At 42.4% G+C, this 17939-nt stretch carries 14 protein-coding genes; 13 read left to right on the forward strand and 1 reads right to left on the reverse strand.

Features of this window, described 5'->3' with window-relative positions:
* The 8 genes from G5B12_RS17655 to G5B12_RS15400 form a co-directional block, all read left to right on the forward strand.
* The coding region (locus tag G5B12_RS17655; protein WP_244096119.1) for a TnpV protein at window positions 1–220 on the forward strand (220 nt) is incomplete at its 5' end.
* On the forward strand, window positions 148–6681 hold the full coding sequence (locus G5B12_RS15370) for a DEAD/DEAH box helicase family protein (RefSeq protein WP_330597751.1): 6534 nt from the start codon (window positions 148–150) through the stop codon (window positions 6679–6681). The genes G5B12_RS17655 and G5B12_RS15370, both read left to right, overlap by 73 nt.
* Before the next feature lie 76 nt (window positions 6682–6757).
* On the forward strand, window positions 6758–9514 hold the full coding sequence (locus tag G5B12_RS15375) for a YodL domain-containing protein (RefSeq protein WP_015514513.1): 2757 nt from the start codon (window positions 6758–6760) through the stop codon (window positions 9512–9514).
* Window positions 9515–9813: 299 nt separating this feature from the next.
* A complete protein-coding gene (locus G5B12_RS15380; RefSeq protein WP_012744284.1) occupies window positions 9814–10020 on the forward strand; it encodes a hypothetical protein in 207 nt (68 codons plus the stop codon).
* Complete coding sequence (locus tag G5B12_RS15385) at window positions 9998–11188, forward strand: CHAP domain-containing protein (RefSeq protein WP_008703824.1); 1191 nt, start codon at window positions 9998–10000, stop codon at window positions 11186–11188. The genes G5B12_RS15380 and G5B12_RS15385 overlap by 23 nt, the downstream gene beginning before the upstream one ends.
* Window positions 11189–11346: 158 nt before the next feature.
* Window positions 11347–11559, forward strand: a complete 213-nt coding sequence (locus tag G5B12_RS15390; protein WP_008703822.1) for a helix-turn-helix domain-containing protein — start codon at window positions 11347–11349, stop codon at window positions 11557–11559.
* 5 nt (window positions 11560–11564) lie between these two features.
* Window positions 11565–12266, forward strand: a complete 702-nt coding sequence (gene vanR / locus G5B12_RS15395; protein ID WP_004853366.1) for a VanR-ABDEGLN family response regulator transcription factor — start codon at window positions 11565–11567, stop codon at window positions 12264–12266.
* Complete coding sequence (locus tag G5B12_RS15400) at window positions 12253–13338, forward strand: sensor histidine kinase (protein WP_008703821.1); 1086 nt, start codon at window positions 12253–12255, stop codon at window positions 13336–13338. Before vanR ends, G5B12_RS15400 begins: the two co-directional genes overlap by 14 nt.
* Before the next feature lie 724 nt (window positions 13339–14062).
* Here G5B12_RS15400 and G5B12_RS15410 read toward each other — a convergent pair.
* Window positions 14063–14464 (reverse strand): helix-turn-helix domain-containing protein, encoded by a 402-nt coding sequence (locus G5B12_RS15410; RefSeq protein ID WP_244096120.1) that lies wholly within the window; start codon window positions 14462–14464, stop codon window positions 14063–14065.
* A 381-nt stretch (window positions 14465–14845) separates the two neighbouring features.
* Between G5B12_RS15410 and G5B12_RS15415 the strand changes: the two genes are divergently transcribed.
* From G5B12_RS15415 to G5B12_RS15435, 5 genes are all read left to right on the forward strand, one after another.
* On the forward strand, window positions 14846–15025 hold the full coding sequence (locus tag G5B12_RS15415) for a cysteine-rich KTR domain-containing protein (RefSeq protein ID WP_002588768.1): 180 nt from the start codon (window positions 14846–14848) through the stop codon (window positions 15023–15025).
* Between the two features lie 22 nt (window positions 15026–15047).
* On the forward strand, window positions 15048–16037 hold the full coding sequence (gene rlmN / locus G5B12_RS15420) for a 23S rRNA (adenine(2503)-C(2))-methyltransferase RlmN (protein ID WP_002590581.1): 990 nt from the start codon (window positions 15048–15050) through the stop codon (window positions 16035–16037).
* A gap of 537 nt (window positions 16038–16574) precedes the next feature.
* Window positions 16575–17006 (forward strand): RNA polymerase sigma factor, encoded by a 432-nt coding sequence (locus G5B12_RS15425; RefSeq protein ID WP_174088738.1) that lies wholly within the window; start codon window positions 16575–16577, stop codon window positions 17004–17006.
* Window positions 16987–17247, forward strand: a complete 261-nt coding sequence (locus G5B12_RS15430) for a helix-turn-helix domain-containing protein (RefSeq protein WP_002590583.1) — start codon at window positions 16987–16989, stop codon at window positions 17245–17247. The genes G5B12_RS15425 and G5B12_RS15430 overlap by 20 nt, the downstream gene beginning before the upstream one ends.
* 451 nt (window positions 17248–17698) lie before the next feature.
* Window positions 17699–17902, forward strand: coding sequence for an excisionase (locus G5B12_RS15435; RefSeq protein WP_002590584.1), 204 nt, complete (start codon window positions 17699–17701; stop codon window positions 17900–17902).
* Window positions 17903–17939 lie beyond the last annotated feature (37 nt).

Raw genomic sequence — 17939 nt, forward strand, 5'->3', positions numbered from 1 at the left:
AGCCAGGTTCAACATTCTGACACTGCAGAACCGTCTGGACAGTCATCTGATGGAGGTCGACAGTCAGGCAAGACAGAGAGTAGACAACCTGATAAACGAACTTCTGGAGAAAGATCCGGCACCGGACAAGATGGCAGACACAATGGCGTGGACCAGACACATGAACCAGATCAAAGCACAGGCAGAGGAACTGGTGATCCAGGAGATTATTTACAGTTAAGCCTGTTCCCAACAGAAGAAGAACAGTTAGGAGAAATAAGGAAAGCGGCAGCTGCATTAGAACAGCCAGCTGCTTTTCTTATTTCTGATGAAGTGGTAGACGATATTCTCCGAACAGGAAGTGGACAGAAAAATACACTGTTTCACATTACTGCAAGACTGATCGAAGGTCTGGATAATGAAGAAATGCAAAGTTTCCTGAAAGATGAATATGGCACCGGAGGAAAAGGATTTACCATAGATAATCAGAAAATCAGTATCTGGTACGACAACGATGGTATCCGTATCCGGAGAGGTGACTCTGCAAGAAGAAACTTTGACCGTATCGTTACGTGGGAAGAAGCTGCTGACAGGATCTGGGATATGTATGAGGAAGGAAATTACGTTGATAATCTTATCTCCAATAATGCTATCGAGCAGGAGCAGGAAGAAATGACTGATCTTCTGGCACTCCATTTTCGTGATACGAGCAGAAACAGAGAAGAACAGCTGTCTTATTCTGACTGGCAGGACGTAGTGGGAGCAGCTTGGACAGATCCAGAAGAAGCAGCTGCGACTGCCTATCGTTTTGAATGGCTTCAGGAAGATATGGAAAAGAATCCAGAAGATTATCATCGTTGGGAAATCCAGCATAATCCGGAATATTTCCAGCGTTATAAAGATCTCCAGAGGGAGCGTTTCTGGGTGGATCAGCAATTCAAGGTAGAGCGACCGGCACTGTCCTTTATCACACAGGATGAAATTGATGCAGTGTTAAGAAGAGGCGGAATTACTGCCGGAGGACGTAACCGGATTTACGAATATTTCATGGAGCACCATGATATGAAAGATGCAGCTGAGTTCCTGAAAAATGAGTATGGAACAGGTGGTTCTTCACCCGGAATACCAGGAGCAGGTGCTTCCGACGCATCCCATGATGCAAAAGGATTAAAACTTGCAAAAGGGAAAATTGGCAGTCCAGAGGTAGAAGTTTTATTAAAGTGGAACAAAGTTGCAGAACGTGTCTGCCAGTTAATCCGCACAGATGATTATTTGTCACCAGAAGAAATGGAAAAGTACGAAGAGCGACAGGAAGCACAAAGACAGGCAGATCTGGAAGAAGCACAGCAGATGTTAGGAGAACAACAGAAGCAGGATACTTTGACCGCTGAAGATATAACTGATTTGCAATTAGTTGATTCAGAATATATGTCTGGTACCAGAACAACAATTCATGATTTTGATTGCAAAGTTAAGGGAGAAGAGAATCAACTTCAATACACATTAGAATATCATGATGATGGAGAAGGTTTCACGATTCATACGGAAAAAGATGATATTTGGAATCGAATGTCAACACAAGAATTGGAACGTCTGGATGTAAAACTTGGACAAGAAGTACTTTATTATCATTATCACAACAAAACAGTAAATGCGGATACCCTAGATAAATTACGGGAAATCAGGGAAGAAATAATGGAGGAAGAGTCCTCGTATTTCACTGCTATTTCTAATCGTGTGTGGACAGATTATGATAAAAAAGAAAAAGAATTATCTGGAGAAGTTGAGGTATCGGAAGAAAAAGAATCTTTGGAAGAGATTAACGGAATATCAGAACCGATTCCAGCAACGAACTTCCGCATCACAGATGATGAGCTTGGACAGGGTACAGCAAAAGAAAAGTTCCGTGCCAATATCATGGCAATCCAGCTGTTGAAGAAATGTGAGGATGAGAACCGTAATGCGACACCAGAGGAACAGGAGATTTTATCCAGGTACGTTGGCTGGGGAGGTCTTGCAGATGCATTTGATGAAACAAAAGCTGCATGGGAGACAGAATATCTGGAATTAAAGACGGTTCTTACACCGGAGGAATATGCTGCCGCCAGAGCTTCCACCTTAAATGCTCATTATACACAGCCGATTGTGATTGACAGTATGTATCAGGTGTTGGAGAATCTGGGATTTACAAAAGGAAATATCCTGGAGCCATCTATGGGAGTCGGGAACTTTTTTGGAATGCTTCCGGAGAATCTAAACCAGTCCAAACTTTATGGTGTGGAATTGGACAGCATCAGCGGCAGAATTGCAAAGCTGCTCTATCCTGATGCCAATATTCAGATCAAAGGTTTTGAGAAGACAGATTATCCTAATGATTTCTTTGATGTGGCGATTGGAAATGTGCCATTCGGTGCATATAAGGTCAATGACCGTCAGTATGATCGCTTCAATTTCATGATTCATGATTACTTTCTTGCCAAAACGATAGATCAGTTACGGCCAGGTGGTGTGGCTGCGTTGATCACAACAAAGGGAACCATGGATAAGGCGTCACCGGAAGTACGGAAATATCTGGCAGAGAGGGCAGATCTGTTGGGAGCAATCCGACTGCCCAACACAGCTTTTAAGGCAAATGCAGGAACAGAAGTCAGTGCTGATATTTTGTTTTTCCAGAAGCGTGACAGCATGACAAAAGAGATGCCGGAGTGGGTGAATCTTGGAAGTGATACCAATGGAATTACAGTCAACCAGTATTTTGCAGACCATCCTGAAATGATTCTGGGTGAGATGAAAGAAGTATCGGGTCCATATGGTACGGAAACAACTTGTATGCCGATAGAAGGTGCTGACCTTGAACTCCAGCTTGCAGAAGCGGTCAAGAACATTCATGGAAGCATGGTACCGGCAGTAGATGTGGAAACAGAACTGGATGAGATGCCAGAGAGTATTCCGGCAGATCCAAATATCCGAAATTACAGCTATACGGTGGTAGATGATCAGGTATATTACCGTGTCAACTCATTGATGAATCAGGTGAAGATGCCTGCCGCTACTGCAGAACGTGTAAAAGGCATGGTTGCAATCCGTGATACTGTCCGGGAGTTGATCGCCATGCAGATGGAGGAATCCGTCACAGACGAAGAAATCCAGAAACAGCAGGAGAAACTGAATCAGGTATATGATACCTACACGGCAAAGTATGGAGTCATTGGAAGTAATGCCAACAAACGTGCATTTTCTGATGACTCTTCTTATTGTCTGCTGTGTTCACTGGAAGACTTGAACGAAGATGGAACGCTGAAACGAAAAGCAGACATGTTTACTAAGCGAACCATTAAAAAGGCGGTCGCTGTGACAAGCGTTGAGACAGCGACAGAAGCGTTAGCATTATCTTTGAATGAAAGAGCAAAGGTGGATCTGAACTATATGGCACAGCTGACTGGAAAGACAGAAGAAAAAATCACGGAGGAACTGGTTGGAGTTATCTTTAAGAATCCACTGACAGACCAGTGGGAGAGCGGAGATGAATATCTGTCCGGAAATGTCAGGGATAAATTAAATACTGCGAGAACCTTTGCAGAGAATCGTCCGGAATTTACACCGAATGTCCGTGCATTGGAGGCAGTTCAGCCAAGAAATCTGGAAGCATCTGAAATAGAAATAAGGATTGGGGCAACCTGGATTGAACCATCGGATTATCAGGACTTTATGCGGGAACTGCTTCATACCCCGTGGTATCTTGCACAGAAGGAAATACAGGTAAAATACTCTGAGGTCAATGGTGAATGGAGGATTACAGGAAAGAATGCCGACAGTCCGAGAAATGCGTTTGCCTATGCAACGTATGGAACTGAGAGAGCAAATGCCTATAAGATTCTGGAAGATACCCTGAACCTGAAAGATGTACGCATCTATGATAAGAGTGTCAATGAGAATGGTGATGAAATCCGTGTCCTCAATAAGAAAGAAACCATGCTGGCATCACAGAAGCAGGATGCCATGAAAGCAGCATTTAAGGATTGGATTTTTAAAGATCAGCAGAGGCGTGAAAGACTGGTAAAAGTTTACAATGAACGATTTAACAGTATCCGACCTCGTGAATATGATGGCAGCCATCTGACATTCCCTGGAATGAATCCGGAAATTGAGCTTCGCCCACACCAGAAAAATGCAGTCGCACATCAGCTTTATGGTGATAATGTGCTTCTTGCTCATGTAGTAGGAGCTGGGAAGACCTACGAGATGGTAGCGGCTGCAATGGAGAGCAAACGTCTGGGATTATCTCAGAAAAACCTCTTTGTCGTTCCAAACCATTTGACGGAGCAGTGGGGAGCAGAATTCCTGCAGTTATATCCAGGTGCCAATATTCTGGTGGCAACCAAGAAAGATTTTGAACCGGCGAATCGGAAAAAGTTCTGTGCCAGAATCGCTATGGGAAATTACGATGCTATTATTATTGGTCATTCCCAGTTTGAGCGTATACCAATCTCTGATGAGAGGCAGGAAGCTATGCTGCGGAAGCAGATTGATGATCTGGAAATGGCGATTCAGAGTGCAAGGTATGAACAGGATGGCGGACGTTATACCGTCAAACAGATTGAAAAAACCAGAAAGACACTGCAGACAAGGCTGGAAAAGCTGAATCAGAAAGAAAAAAAAGATCAGGTAGTTACGTTTGAAGAACTGGGAGTAGATCACTTGTATGTAGATGAAGCACACAGCTATAAAAATGCGTTTCTCTATACAAAAATGAGGAATGTAGCCGGGATTGCACAGAACGAAGCACAGAAGTCGGCAGATATGTTCAATAAATGTCAGTATCTGGATGAGATTACTGGAGGAAAAGGCATTACTTTTGCCACGGGCACACCAATCAGCAATAGTATGACGGAATTATATGTTATGCAGCGATATCTGCAGAACAGTAAATTACAAAATATGGGACTTGGACTGTTTGATTCCTGGGCTTCCACTTTTGGAGAAGTTGTCACGAGCATCGAACTTGCTCCCGAAGGAACAGGATATCGTGCAAAGTCCAGATTTGCACGGTTTTATAATATCCCGGAACTGATGAATATGTTCAAGGAGATTGCAGATATCAAGACTTCCGATCAGTTAAAGCTTCCTGTGCCGGAAGCAGAATATGAAACAGTGGTGCTGAAACCAACGGAACAGCAGAAAGAAATCGTAGAAAGCCTTGGAGAACGTGCGGAAGTTGTCAGAAATGGCGGAGTAGATGCCGCGGTTGATAATATGCTGAAAATCACCAATGATGGAAGAAAGTTAGCATTGGATCAGCGTTTAGTGAACGAATTATTGCCAGACAATCCGGAAAGCAAGATATCAGTCTGTGCAGAGAAAAGCTATGAAATCTGGAAAGACACAGCAGCACAGAAATCAGCACAATTGATTTTCTGTGATTTGAGTACACCGAAAGGCGATGGCAGTTTTAATGTCTACGACGACCTGAAACGGAAACTGATGGAAAAAGGAGTGCCGGAAAAAGAGATTGCTTTTATTCATGATGCAAATACAGAAGCAAAGAAGACGGAGCTGTTTGGAAAAGTGAAATCCGGACAGGTTCGTTTTTTGATTGGTTCTACAGCAAAGATGGGTGCAGGAACCAATGTGCAGGATCGTCTGATTGCGTTGCATCATCTGGATATTGGCTGGAAACCATCTGACTTGGAACAGAGGGAAGGACGTATTATCCGTCAGGGAAACCATAATAAAAAGGTTCATATCTTCCGGTATGTAACTGAATCCACATTTGACAGCTACATGTGGCAGTTGATTGAGAACAAGCAGAAATTCATTTCTCAGATTATGACCAGCAAAGCACCTGTGCGAAGCTGTGAAGATGTAGACGAAGCGGCACTTTCCTATGCAGAGGTCAAAGCTCTTGCAACCGGAAATCCGGCAGTAAAAGAGAAGATGGCATTGGATGTTGATGTGGCAAAATTAAAACTTTTAAAAGCCAACCACATGAATAACCAGTATCGACTGGAAGATGATATTGCAAGGAATTTTCCACAACAGATTGCAAAACTGACAGAGATCATTGACAGCTACAAGGCAGACATCGCTCATTTTTCTGAGTACAAAATCACAGATCCAGAGCAGTTTTCTATGGAAATCAGTGGCAAAGTGTTCACAGAAAAGAAAGAGGCAGGAGCGGCTCTTCTGGCGGTCTGCAAAGAAATTAAGTCTGTGGATGCAGCTATGGATATTGGAAGCTATCAGGGATTTAACATGAGAATCCAATTCGACAGTTGGAGCAAAGAGTTTATCCTGTCTGTAAAGCATGAATCGGTAGCTAAAGTTCGATTGGGAGCCGATGCTCTAGGAAATATCACTCGTATCAATAATCTTTTAGAAAGTTATCCGGAGAAACTGGCAGAAGCAGAACAACGGCTGGAAACGGTACAGGAGCAGATGACAAACGCCAAAGAGGAAGTCGGGAAGCCATTTCCAAAAGAAGAGGAACTGAACCAAAAACTGGAGCGACTGTCAGAGTTAAATGCACTTCTCAATATGGATGAACGGGAAGATACAGAAACAGAGCAGTCGGAATCAAAAGAGAAAGAAGAAAGACCGGCACGAGGTTCTATCCATGAGAAACTGCAGATTTATAAGGAAAAGAGTCAGCGGGAAAGTGAAACTGGCAAGGAAACCAGAAAACGGGACTTCGGTCTGGAATAAAGAGGAAAGATGGCATAATTTGGTAGAAGAAGGTTCTGTCGGTTATGCCATTTTTTAGAACACAGGAGGAATTTATATGGCAAGAAACAGGATAACGGGTAGAGAAACACAGAAAATGCAGGAATACACGCAGGGACAGATCAGTCAGGCAGAGCGTAGAGGCATAGAATTTCCAACAGATGTAAAAGAACAGCTTTTTGAATATGCGAATCTGATCGGTGAGGAAGAGAAAGTTAGGACTCTGGTAAGAAATCTAGCAGATGCAGTGATCCAGGCAGATGAAGAAGGGGTAGAGGATCTACTGGATGATGCAAGAATGGATATTCAGGATCTACCAGATCCAACCATAGGTAAGCTGGAATTACGTGATTATGGATATACAGCAGAAGACATGGTGCCGCTTAGAAAAGAAGCAGCTTTGGATTATCACAGAATGGGTTCTAAGATTTATTGCCTGGGCAGCGATGGCAGCAAGGGAGAGTATGCAAGTAAAGAAATGATACAGGCGCATGAAGGTCTGTTTGGCATGGAATCGCAGATGTGGGAACGGATAGAGGAGAATGACCTGGATTATGCCGATGAAGATTTTGGAGCATTTCAGGAGCCTATGAGTGTCATTGAGCAGGAAGAAGCACTGAAATTATACGATGCCGGAGCAGATATCTATCTGATCACTAATTTTTCATCACCAATGTATGTCACGGAACGCATGGAAATTGAACGAGGACCGGAGCATTATCAGATGTCTATGACAGAACTGGAGCGTTTCCGTAACCTGGAATGGGAAATGCAGAAATATCCGCAGATTCAGTCTTTGAAAGAGGCAAACCTGTTGTTAGGAACAAGGCGAACCTTTGGTATTTATCAGATCAAGGACGATTCACCGGGCGAAAACTATGCATTTATGAATATGCGCTTTATTGAAAGTCATGGTATGCAGATAAAAAAAGAAGATTATAAGCTGGTCTATGTTGGGGAATTATCGGGAAATATGTCACTGGATGATATTTTTGAAAGGTTCAACATTGATAGACCGGAAGATTTCCGTGGGCATTCCCTGTCTGTCAGTGATATCATAGTTCTGAATGACGGGGAAAAAGTAACCGCTCATTTTGTAGACAGTATCAGTTTTGAACAGCTGGATTCTTTCCTGAATCTGGAAGAACAGGTTCTTAGTGAACTGGCATATGAGGTAGGAGAACGTTACTTTGCTATTCAGAGAACAGAAGAAGGATATGATTATTCGTTTTACGATGAAGATTTTCGTCTGATGGATGGTGGCGTCTATGAAAATGATCAAATTTCTATTGAAGAAGCGGCAGAGGAACTTCTGGAAGACGAAGGCTGGACTGGAGAACGCATCCGTGGAGATTATGATCAGTTGATGGAAAAAGTAGAAGAAATGGATGAAGTTGTAATGGCAGAGATTCAGAAAAGCCAGGGCGAATATAAGCCTTTGGCAAAGGTGGAGGAACTGGAAGAGGCGAATTATAACATGATTGATAACGTCCTTAATAATATGCCACCGAAGAAAGAGCCTTATCTGGAATATTTCGCCACAGAATGTGATGAGTTCCATGATATGGGAGCTTATGAAAAAAGTACCGATGTTAATCAGATTGCTGCGGTCTATGAAAAATATAGGGAGAATCCTAAAACTGCGTATCTGGGATGCTCAATGGGAATTATTTATCGTGATCCGGAAGACAGTTACTATGATGAAGCCGAATTTGCGATCGTTAAAGGGAATACCGTATTCGGAGATCTGATGGATGATGTTCGATTTTATGGAGAACTTGCACTGGTACGGGAAGGGATCGAGAAAATTCATGAAGCATTGCCGGACTACAAGTATGTACCGATGAGGGATGTTCGAGAAGCAATGTATCCTGAGAAAATGACCACAGAACAGCTGGCAGAGGCACTGGATGAGATTGCAGAAGCTTTTGATCCGTATGAGTATCGAGATAATGTGGAGAGGGGAGAAAATACGGTGCAGGAAGTAATGCTGGATTTGAGAAGTGGAAATATTCATTCCTATATTTCATATCTGAAGGATATTGTAGACGAAGAATGCGATCTGTCTGTTCGTGCAGGAGTATTGATTGAAAGACTGAAAGCCTATGAACCTGAACTTCCAAAGGATATGGAACCAATGGTGTATGTAAACTATTGTGAAGAAAGTGATCTCATGAATCCAAGATGTCAGAAGCTGTCTGAGCTGGATGCAAAAACAGCAGAAATGGATAAAGAATGGTATGCAAAACGTGATCCGAAGACAGAGGAACCTACAAAAATTGCAAAGATATATGTGACTGTATATTATGCGGAAAAAGGTGAACAGATGCTGCATCATTTTAAGAAGTCAATGGATATTGGAAATGGACATGGCGGTATTGTGAGTCAGTTGAAGTATGATAATGAAATGAAGCTTACAGATGAGTATTGGATCAATTACCAGAAAGGCAAAGGAAGTGAAGAGTTCCAAAAGTATATGGAAGATCTGACAGACATGCAGAATCATGTGCTTCCGTATCTGCAGAGTTTTTGCAATCTGGAGGAAAAAGGTGTGAAGGAGAGACGAGAACAGCAGATAGCAGAAAGATATGAAGGAAGAGCAGATGAGAGGGTAACAAGTACCGAAGCGAATGAAGTTGTTAAGGATGTAGGAAAAACAGATAGAAAACCGGCACAGCAGAAGCAGGCGGTAGATGGAAAAGATAAGAAATTATCCATTCATGAACGGCTTGAGATCAATAAGAGGATTATTCAAGAAAAGCAGGGAAAAGATAAAACGGAGAGAGGAGTTGATTTGGGTGTAAGGACAGTGTAGAATAAGCAGAACGAGTCGGAGGTCATGGATGATAACGTGGCTTCCGGCTTTATTGCGTATTGTCGGAAGAATTATAAATGGTATAATGAATGTAAATGCGATAAAAGAATGTCGCCTGTTATGCGACTTCCAAATGAGAAAAGTGTGTTATTCTGAGATCAAACAAGAGGCTAATAGAGTCAGGAGGATGACATTATGAGTAAAAAAGGATATAGCAGACCAGGATTCTTTGGATCCATAAACCATTATGATGCAAACGGAAAAAAGTAGGCGAGAGCAGACCAGGATTCTTTGGTGGTATGAACGACTATGATGCAAATGGAAAGAAAATCGGACATAGTTCGCCTTCCTTTTTTGGTGGTATGAATCATTATGACAATAACGGGCATAAAGTAGGTGAGAGTCGACCAGGATTCTTTGGCGGTTTAAACCATTATGATGACAAGGGGCATAAGCGGGGGCATAGCAATCCAGGATTTTTAGGTGGATTCAATCATTACGGTTAAAACTGCACAGAGAGCAGCACAAGCGGCAAGGGCTGCGGCAAAAGCCGCCGTGGTTACGGTAAAGGCGATTGCCAAAGCGACCGCACTTGCCATTAAAGCGATTATTGCCGGAACGAAAGCCTTGATTGCCGCTATCGCCGCAGGCGGCTGGGTGGCGGTTTTGGTTATTATCGTGATTTGCCTGATTGGTATGATCCTCGGCTCAGTATTTGGCATTTTCTTCTCAGACGAAGATTCCGGCACTGGAATGAGTATGCAGACCGTTGTGCAGGAAATCAATACCGAATACGATACCAAGCTGCAAGAGGAAAAGAACTCGGTATCCTATGATGTTCTTGAAATGAGTGGCAGCAGAGCCGTTTGGAAAGAGGTGCTTGCCGTTTACTCTGTAAAAACGAATACGGATCAAGATAACCCCCAAGAGGTTGCCACAATGGACGATGGCAAAAAGCAACTCTTAAAAGACATCTTTTGGGAGATGAATCAAATATCTTCCCGAACAGAGAGCAAGACCGAAACAGTTATTACCGAAACCGATGACGGACACGGTAATATCGTGGAAACTGAAAGCACGGTCACACAAACCTATCTGTATATTACCGTCAGCCACAAGACTGCCGAGGAAATGGCGGCGCAATATGGTTTTAACGAAGAACAGAAAGGCTACCTCGCTGAACTGCTTGCAGATGAAAACAATTACCTTTGGTCACAGGTGCTTTACGGCATTACAGGCGGCGACGGACAGATCGTGACCGTTGCACTCTCTCTGGTTGGCAATGTGGGCGGTCAGCCGTATTGGTCGTGGTACGGTTTTAACTCCCGTGTAGAATGGTGTGCTTGCTTTGTATCTTGGTGTGCCAACGAGTGCGGCTATATCGACGCTGGAGTTATCCCAAAATATGCAGGCTGTGTCAACGGAGTACAATGGTTTAAGGATCGTGGACAATGGCTGGATGGCAGCGCCGAGCCTGCCCCCGGAATGATTATTTTCTTCGATTGGGCAGACGAAAGTGGTCAGGATGGATTATCCGACCATACGGGTATTGTTCAAAAGGTCGAAAACGGCAAGGTTTATACGGTCGAGGGCAACTCCGGCGACAGTTGCCGAGTCAATGAGTATTCTATCGGTTATTACGAGATTCTTGGCTACGGCGCACCTGCCTATTAAAATACACAAGCCGCCTGCATTTTGCAGGCGGTTGGATTACATATCAGAAAGATATTGTGCCGGTTTGAAAACTAAAAGTCTCAAAATACAGACTTAATAATTGCGATTTCACTCTCAAAGTGCTATAATACAAACTATATTTGGGTGGAGGTGCGGAAATGAAAGTACGGTACAACAAACTTTGGAAACTTCTGATTGACAAGGGAATGAAAAAGAGTCAATTACGAGAAGCGGTCGGGGCAAGCAAAAGTACATTTGCGAAACTCGGAAAAAATGAAAATGTTACCCTTCCCGTGCTGTTGAATATATGCGAATACTTAGAGTGTGATTTTGGCGACATAATGGAAGCCGTACCCGAAAATGAGGTGTAGGATCAATGAACAAGAAGATTTTAATTGTGGATGACGAAAAAGAAATCGTTGATCTGCTTGAAGTGTATTTGAGTAACGATGGTTATTCAGTATATAAATGTTATAATGGGTTAGAGGCGATGAAATGTATCAAACAGTCGCAGATTGATTTAGCGATACTTGATATTATGCTGCCGGATATTGATGGTTTTCGACTTTGCCAAAAAATTCGGGAAAAGTTTTACTTCCCTATTATTATGCTTACCGCCAAAATTGAGGATAGCGACAAGATTATGGGGCTTACGATTGGTGCGGATGATTATATAACGAAACCGTTTAATCCTTTAGAGGTTGTGGCAAGAGTAAAGACGCAATTAAGGCGTTATCAGAGCTATAACAGTCCTAATTTGAGCCAATCCGAAGAAAAAGACGAGTATGACATCAGAGGTCTACTGATAAACAGAGTCAGCCACAAGTGCTACTTGTATGGCAAAGAAATAGCCTTGACTCCGTTGGAGTTTTCTATTCTGTGGTATCTGTGCGAACATCAGGGTAAAGTTGTCGCCTCGGAGGAATTATTTGAAGCCGTGTGGAAAGAAAAGTATCTTCGCAACAGTAACAATACGGTAATGGCGCACATTGGGCGGCTTCGGGAAAAATTGAATGAACCTTCAAAAAATCCGAAGTTCATTAAAACTGTTTGGGGGGTAGGGTATGAAATTGAATAAAAAAGAAAAAAACTATCTGCTCTCTACCTTGTTCAAAGGGTATGTAATTCAATGTGCGATTTGCTCTGTGCTTATTTTTGGCGGTACTTTTCTTTTAGGAATTATGGCAGAGGAAATTCTCCGCAAGTATGTTTTGTATTATTACTTGTATTACAGAACAGTATATCTTTATATAGTGGCTGTAATCGTGTGGGGTGGCTGTATTATATACATGACATACCTACTTTTGAAAAAAGTAGTCGCCTATGTGTACGAGGTACAGGCTGCGACAGGAAAAATGTTCGATCAGAATGTCAGTTACATTGAAATGTCCCCGGAGTTGAGTGAAATCGCCGCTAACATCAATCAGTTAAAACAAGAGGCTGAAAGTAATGCAAGGCTTGCAAAAGAAAATGAGCAGCGAAAAAATGACCTGATTATGTATCTTGCACACGATTTGAAAACACCGCTTTCTTCTGTAATCGGGTATCTTACTTTACTGCGTGATGAGTCGCAAATCTCAAAGGAACTTCGAGAAAAGTACCTTTCAATCACTCTTGGTAAGGCAGAACGGTTAGAGGATCTGATTAACGAGTTTTTCGAGATAACACGATTCAATATATACGATATTACATTACAATACACGAAAATCAATTTAACTCGCCTGCTGGAGCAACTTGTATATGAATTTAAGCCTATGCTCAAATCAAAGAATTTGCAATGTAATCTTTGTGTTGATGATGATATAATGCTTCGATGTGACGCAGACAAAATTCAGCGTGTTTTTGATAACCTTTTGAGAAATGCGGTTATCTACAGTTTTGAAAATACGGATATCACGATCAGCGCACAATGTCAGGAAGATACGGTCAGCATTATTTTTTGTAACCACGGCGATACTCTGCCGGAAGAAAAGTTAAACAGGATTTTCGAGCAGTTTTATCGGCTTGACGCAGCGAGAAGTACAAGCAGTGGAGGAGCTGGATTAGGTTTGGCGATTGCAAAGCAGATTGTTGAACTACACAATGGTACAATCGTTGCAGAGAGCCAAGAGGATCAAAACAAGTTTTCAATTACTTTGCCGTTGGCGTAGGAAAATTGTAAGAATTTGCATAGAAAAAAAGAGGAATACCTTACGAGCAATCAAGAAAATACGGGCTTCTGTTTTGGTACAATAAAAGTATCAAGATAGAGGCTCGTATTTTTTGTGATACAGCATAAGGAGGAATGATGAAGTTGCTAAGAAAACAAATGCTGCTATGTTCTATTTTGTTTCTTGTATTTACGCTATCTGCCTGCTCTGCAATTGGGCAGACAGACGAAAACAATCTTACAGATAGCGCAACATCCGCAGAAAAAACGGTATCAGTTGTACGAGGGACAATTACTCCAACCGTTTCAACGCAAACGACTATTGTTCCGGCAGTACCGTTTATTATTTCCTCACCCGAAAATGGCATATTTAATACAGCGGTAGAATTAGAAGAAAAAATCACTGCCGGGCAAATTATTGGAACTGTGAACGGCAAAGAATTGAAATCTCCGGTGGATGGTACAATTACCTCTATTGCCCCATCCAATGAAAGCGTACCGAGTAATTATCCCGTAGCGATAGTGCATTATACAGGATTTGCCCTCAATGTAGAGGCAGATAATTTTTTGAGTACCTTACCGGAGTATGCAGAGTTGAAAGCAAAATTTCAAGTATATGATGGTGTAGGACCAACCGATATGATTGCCGTGGTGTCGCCTGCCGCAGATGAAAATGCGTTTACGGGAATCGTGCCGCAAGAGGGCATTCTGCAATGCTTGATCAGTCAAACAGTCGATGTGAAATCGGGGCAAAGTGCAACGGTAGTCATAACGGCGACAACGAGAAATGATGTCCTTATATTGCCGCTGTCGGTAATAGCGGGTAGACAAGGGACGGGATCGCTCATACCGTCAAGGAGCGCGTCAAGCTGCCGCCGCTGCGTGTTCTTTTCCGGCGGCGTTTCCAAAAGGAACTGGTCTACGGATATATTGTAGCGGAGCATAAGCTCAAAGAAAATCTGTAAACTTGGGTGCTGCCCCTTGTTCTCAATGTTCGCAAGGTAGCGCGGCGAGATAAACATTTCGTCGCTCACTTTCTTGCGGCTCTCCTTGCGCCCTGTCCGCGCCGCCTTTATCGCTGCCCCAAAAGCCTTGAAGTCGTATTTTGGTACTGGTCTTTTTGCCATAATTATTCACCCTATTACATTTTACTGTTCACCTTTCTTCTTGGATATGTCTACACTGTTCTATTAGTTAGCCAAAATAATTCATATGTATATGTTGACAACTATCCGCTTTTTTTGTATAGTATTATTAAAAGGGGGAAATGTTTATGTTACATAGCATGCGTATTCGATAAGCATTGAAATCAAAAAAGATTTTTCCCATTTTCAATATGGGCTTTTTTGTCATGCTTATTTTGCGTATGCTATACAACAAAACTAACGATGTATAGACATAGTATAAAAACTATGCCTTAATTTTGTTGTAGTGTTATATGTATAAATGCAGGTCAATGCTCATGTTGAGAATTGACCTGTATTTTTTTGCGCAAAAGGAGAAATATTATGCTTGAAAAATATTGGATAAAATGTCCAATTTGTAACGGAAAGACGAGGGTTCAAGTATTTTATAATACGGTATTAAGAAATTTTCCTCTTTTCTGCCCTAAATGTAAATTAACACATATCGTTGATGTTGAAAAATTAGAAATCATAATCAAAAACTCTGAAAAACAAACTTTTTAATTTTGAAAAGGAAGGATATTAAATGAAACACTTACCTAAAAGTACACCTACGGAAATATTGAATGACCCATACGGATTTACTTACAAAGAAATGTCGGAAGTAATTGGAGAGGATAAAGCAAGAGCCTTATATACGGAATTATATAAACAGCCATTTCACAAAAAAAATCTATCAATATCAACAAAAAAAGTCTATAAAAGTAGCGATACTGAAAAGTATGTTTATGAATTGAAAGACAACAGGTATATCGAAACGGTTTTTATTAAACGGCGAGATGGTGGGACTGTTTGCGTAAGTACGCAAGTTGGTTGTTCTGTTGGCTGTATTTTTTGTGAGTCCGGACGCAATGGTTTTGTTCGTAATCTAACACCGTCTGAAATTGTGCAGCAGGTCATATTGATACGTCAAAAAGTAAATCGTATCGTTTTTATGGGAATGGGAGAACCTTTATTCAATTACGACAACTTGATTGCAGCAATCCATATTCTTCGAGATAGAAATGGACTTAACTTTCCAACCGACGGCATTACCGTATCAACAGTTGGTCCAGTTAATCAATTAAAAAAATTGCGCGAAGAACATCTAAAAATTCAGTTGACAATATCTTTACATGCAGCAACACAGGCTGCGAGAAACTGTATCATTCCTCATATGCACATGTACGCTATTGAAGATGTTGTTAAGCAAGCATTGTCCTATTCACAAAGGCATAATCGAAAAGTGGTATTTGCGTATTTACTTTTACCAGGTATAAATGACCGTTCCTCAGATATAAGGCAACTTGCAAAATGGTTTAAGGGCAAAAATGTTATGATTAACGTGCTGCAATACAACCCGACGAGTAATTCAAAAATTAGAGCACCACAAAAACAAGAAATGGTTGCGTTCAAACATCAATTAGAGCAAACAGGACTTGAAGTTACCATGAGAGTTTCTCATGGTAGAGAGATTAAAGCAGCTTGTGGACAATTAGCTAATACATATAATAAAGCCAAAAAACAACAAAAATAATTTAATTAAAAGAGCCAGACGCACAGACGCAGAGCCGATAATATGCAGTTTGAAATACTGCTGTTATCGGCTCTTTTTTGATTTTAATTTGTGCCCCCAATAACCATATTGGAGCAAAATCAGAACTGTTGCTTGTCGTTCTTTGATTTCCGCAGCAGCTTTGAAAAATCAAAGCCGCCGTTTCTTTTTATTTTCTGATGAAATGACGCGGTATCACTGTTAAAAGCGGCGGCTAAAGGAGGTAGCCGCCATGAAGCACATACCCTATCGACAAAATCCGACGGTCATTGACTTATCAAAAAAAGCCCGACCACCGTCGGGAACCTCTCCACCCTTGAATATGAACTGTCTAATCATCTAAATACTACTTACAATACCTATACGCCTGTCCGGGCTTTTCGGACAGGCGTATTTTGCTGCTCAAAAAATTTTTTGAAAAAAATCCGAAAATCTTCGGCGTTTTTTTCAAAAGGCAGTATTGCCCCGCGAAAAGGGGGAAGCACCACCAACTTTCCAACGAGAAAGGGGGGTGAGAATGTGGAACCTAATCGCAGGGAGTTTATAAAACAGTGCGCTTTCCAGAAGTTTTGCAATACGGTACTGCACAATGAAGCGTGTGACGCTCACAAAGAGCTGCACAGGCATAAGGCAAAGGAGATTACCTTTTCCGACTTGACCTTAGAAGAAGCGCGGCAGCTTCATACCTTTGATGAATATTTCAAAGGGGAAACCGCCTTTGAAAGAGCCGGGAAGAAAATCGCGCCGAAGCTGCTTCTTGAAGCAATCCGTACTTTGCCGGAAGAAAAGCGCAAAGCCGTACTCCTGTACTATTTCGAGGGAATGAACGACACCGAGATTGCGGAGCTGTTCGATACGTCGAGAAGCACGATACAGTACAGGCGGACAAGCTCTTTTGAGCTACTAAAAAAATATCTGGAGGAAAATGCTGATGAATGGGACGAATGGTAACGAACCCGGCTACCCGGAAAAAGCCCTTGTTCCCTATCCTGTCATTTTGGCAGCGACAAAGGGCGACCCGGACGCTATGAAGATTGTCTTGCAGCATTTCAGCGGCTACATAGCCCGCCTCTCCATGCGGAAGCTGTACGACGAGCGCGGGAACGTCTATTTTGGCGTAGACCACGACATTCGGGAACGGCTGCAAGCAAAACTGATGATGGCTGTCCTCACCTTTAAGGCAGAGGAATAAACCGCAGCGGCGGCGGGACGCTTTCTCTCTCCCCCTTTTCCGTTCCGCTGCTGACGCGGCAGCAAAGCCATTCTGAACCTTGACAAAGAAAGCGGCGCAAGATAACGGCGGCGCAGCATAGGGCAAATCGGATACGTTCCTTTTGCGCCGAGCCATACGGCGGGTGCGCCATGACGCTATCCGGGTGAGGTTATCCCCACCCGGACAGCCGAGCGACCAACACCGCGCCGGAAAGCAAGTGTAGCGGCTTGCGGGCGACGACACGCAAAATATACAATGATACTTCCTTACAGCCACAGTCCGAGCGTTAAGAGCGTCGCAGGCAATGGGTAGGGCTGCATGAGAACCATGCGGGGGTGCAATTCCCATGAGGTTATGCTAATAACCGTCCGATTAAAGCTCTCTTTCTACTTTTGAAACTATTGTACTCTATTGAAAGGGGGACATTTTAATGAATATTACTGATGTGCCTATCTGGGAGAAGTACACGCTCACCATTGAGGAAGCGTCAAAATATTTCCGTATCGGGGAAAACAAGCTGCGTAAATTAGCGGAAGAAAACCCGGCTGCCGGGTGGGTGATTATGAACGGCAACCGTATTCAAATCAAGCGAAAACAGTTTGAAAAATTCATTGACACTTTGGAAGTTATATAGTGAAATCGAGCCTTGAATGTGGTATAATAGATACAAG

Source organism: Blautia sp. MSK.20.85, from assembly GCF_013317245.1.
Taxonomy (GTDB): Bacteria; Bacillota; Clostridia; order Lachnospirales; family Lachnospiraceae; genus Blautia_A.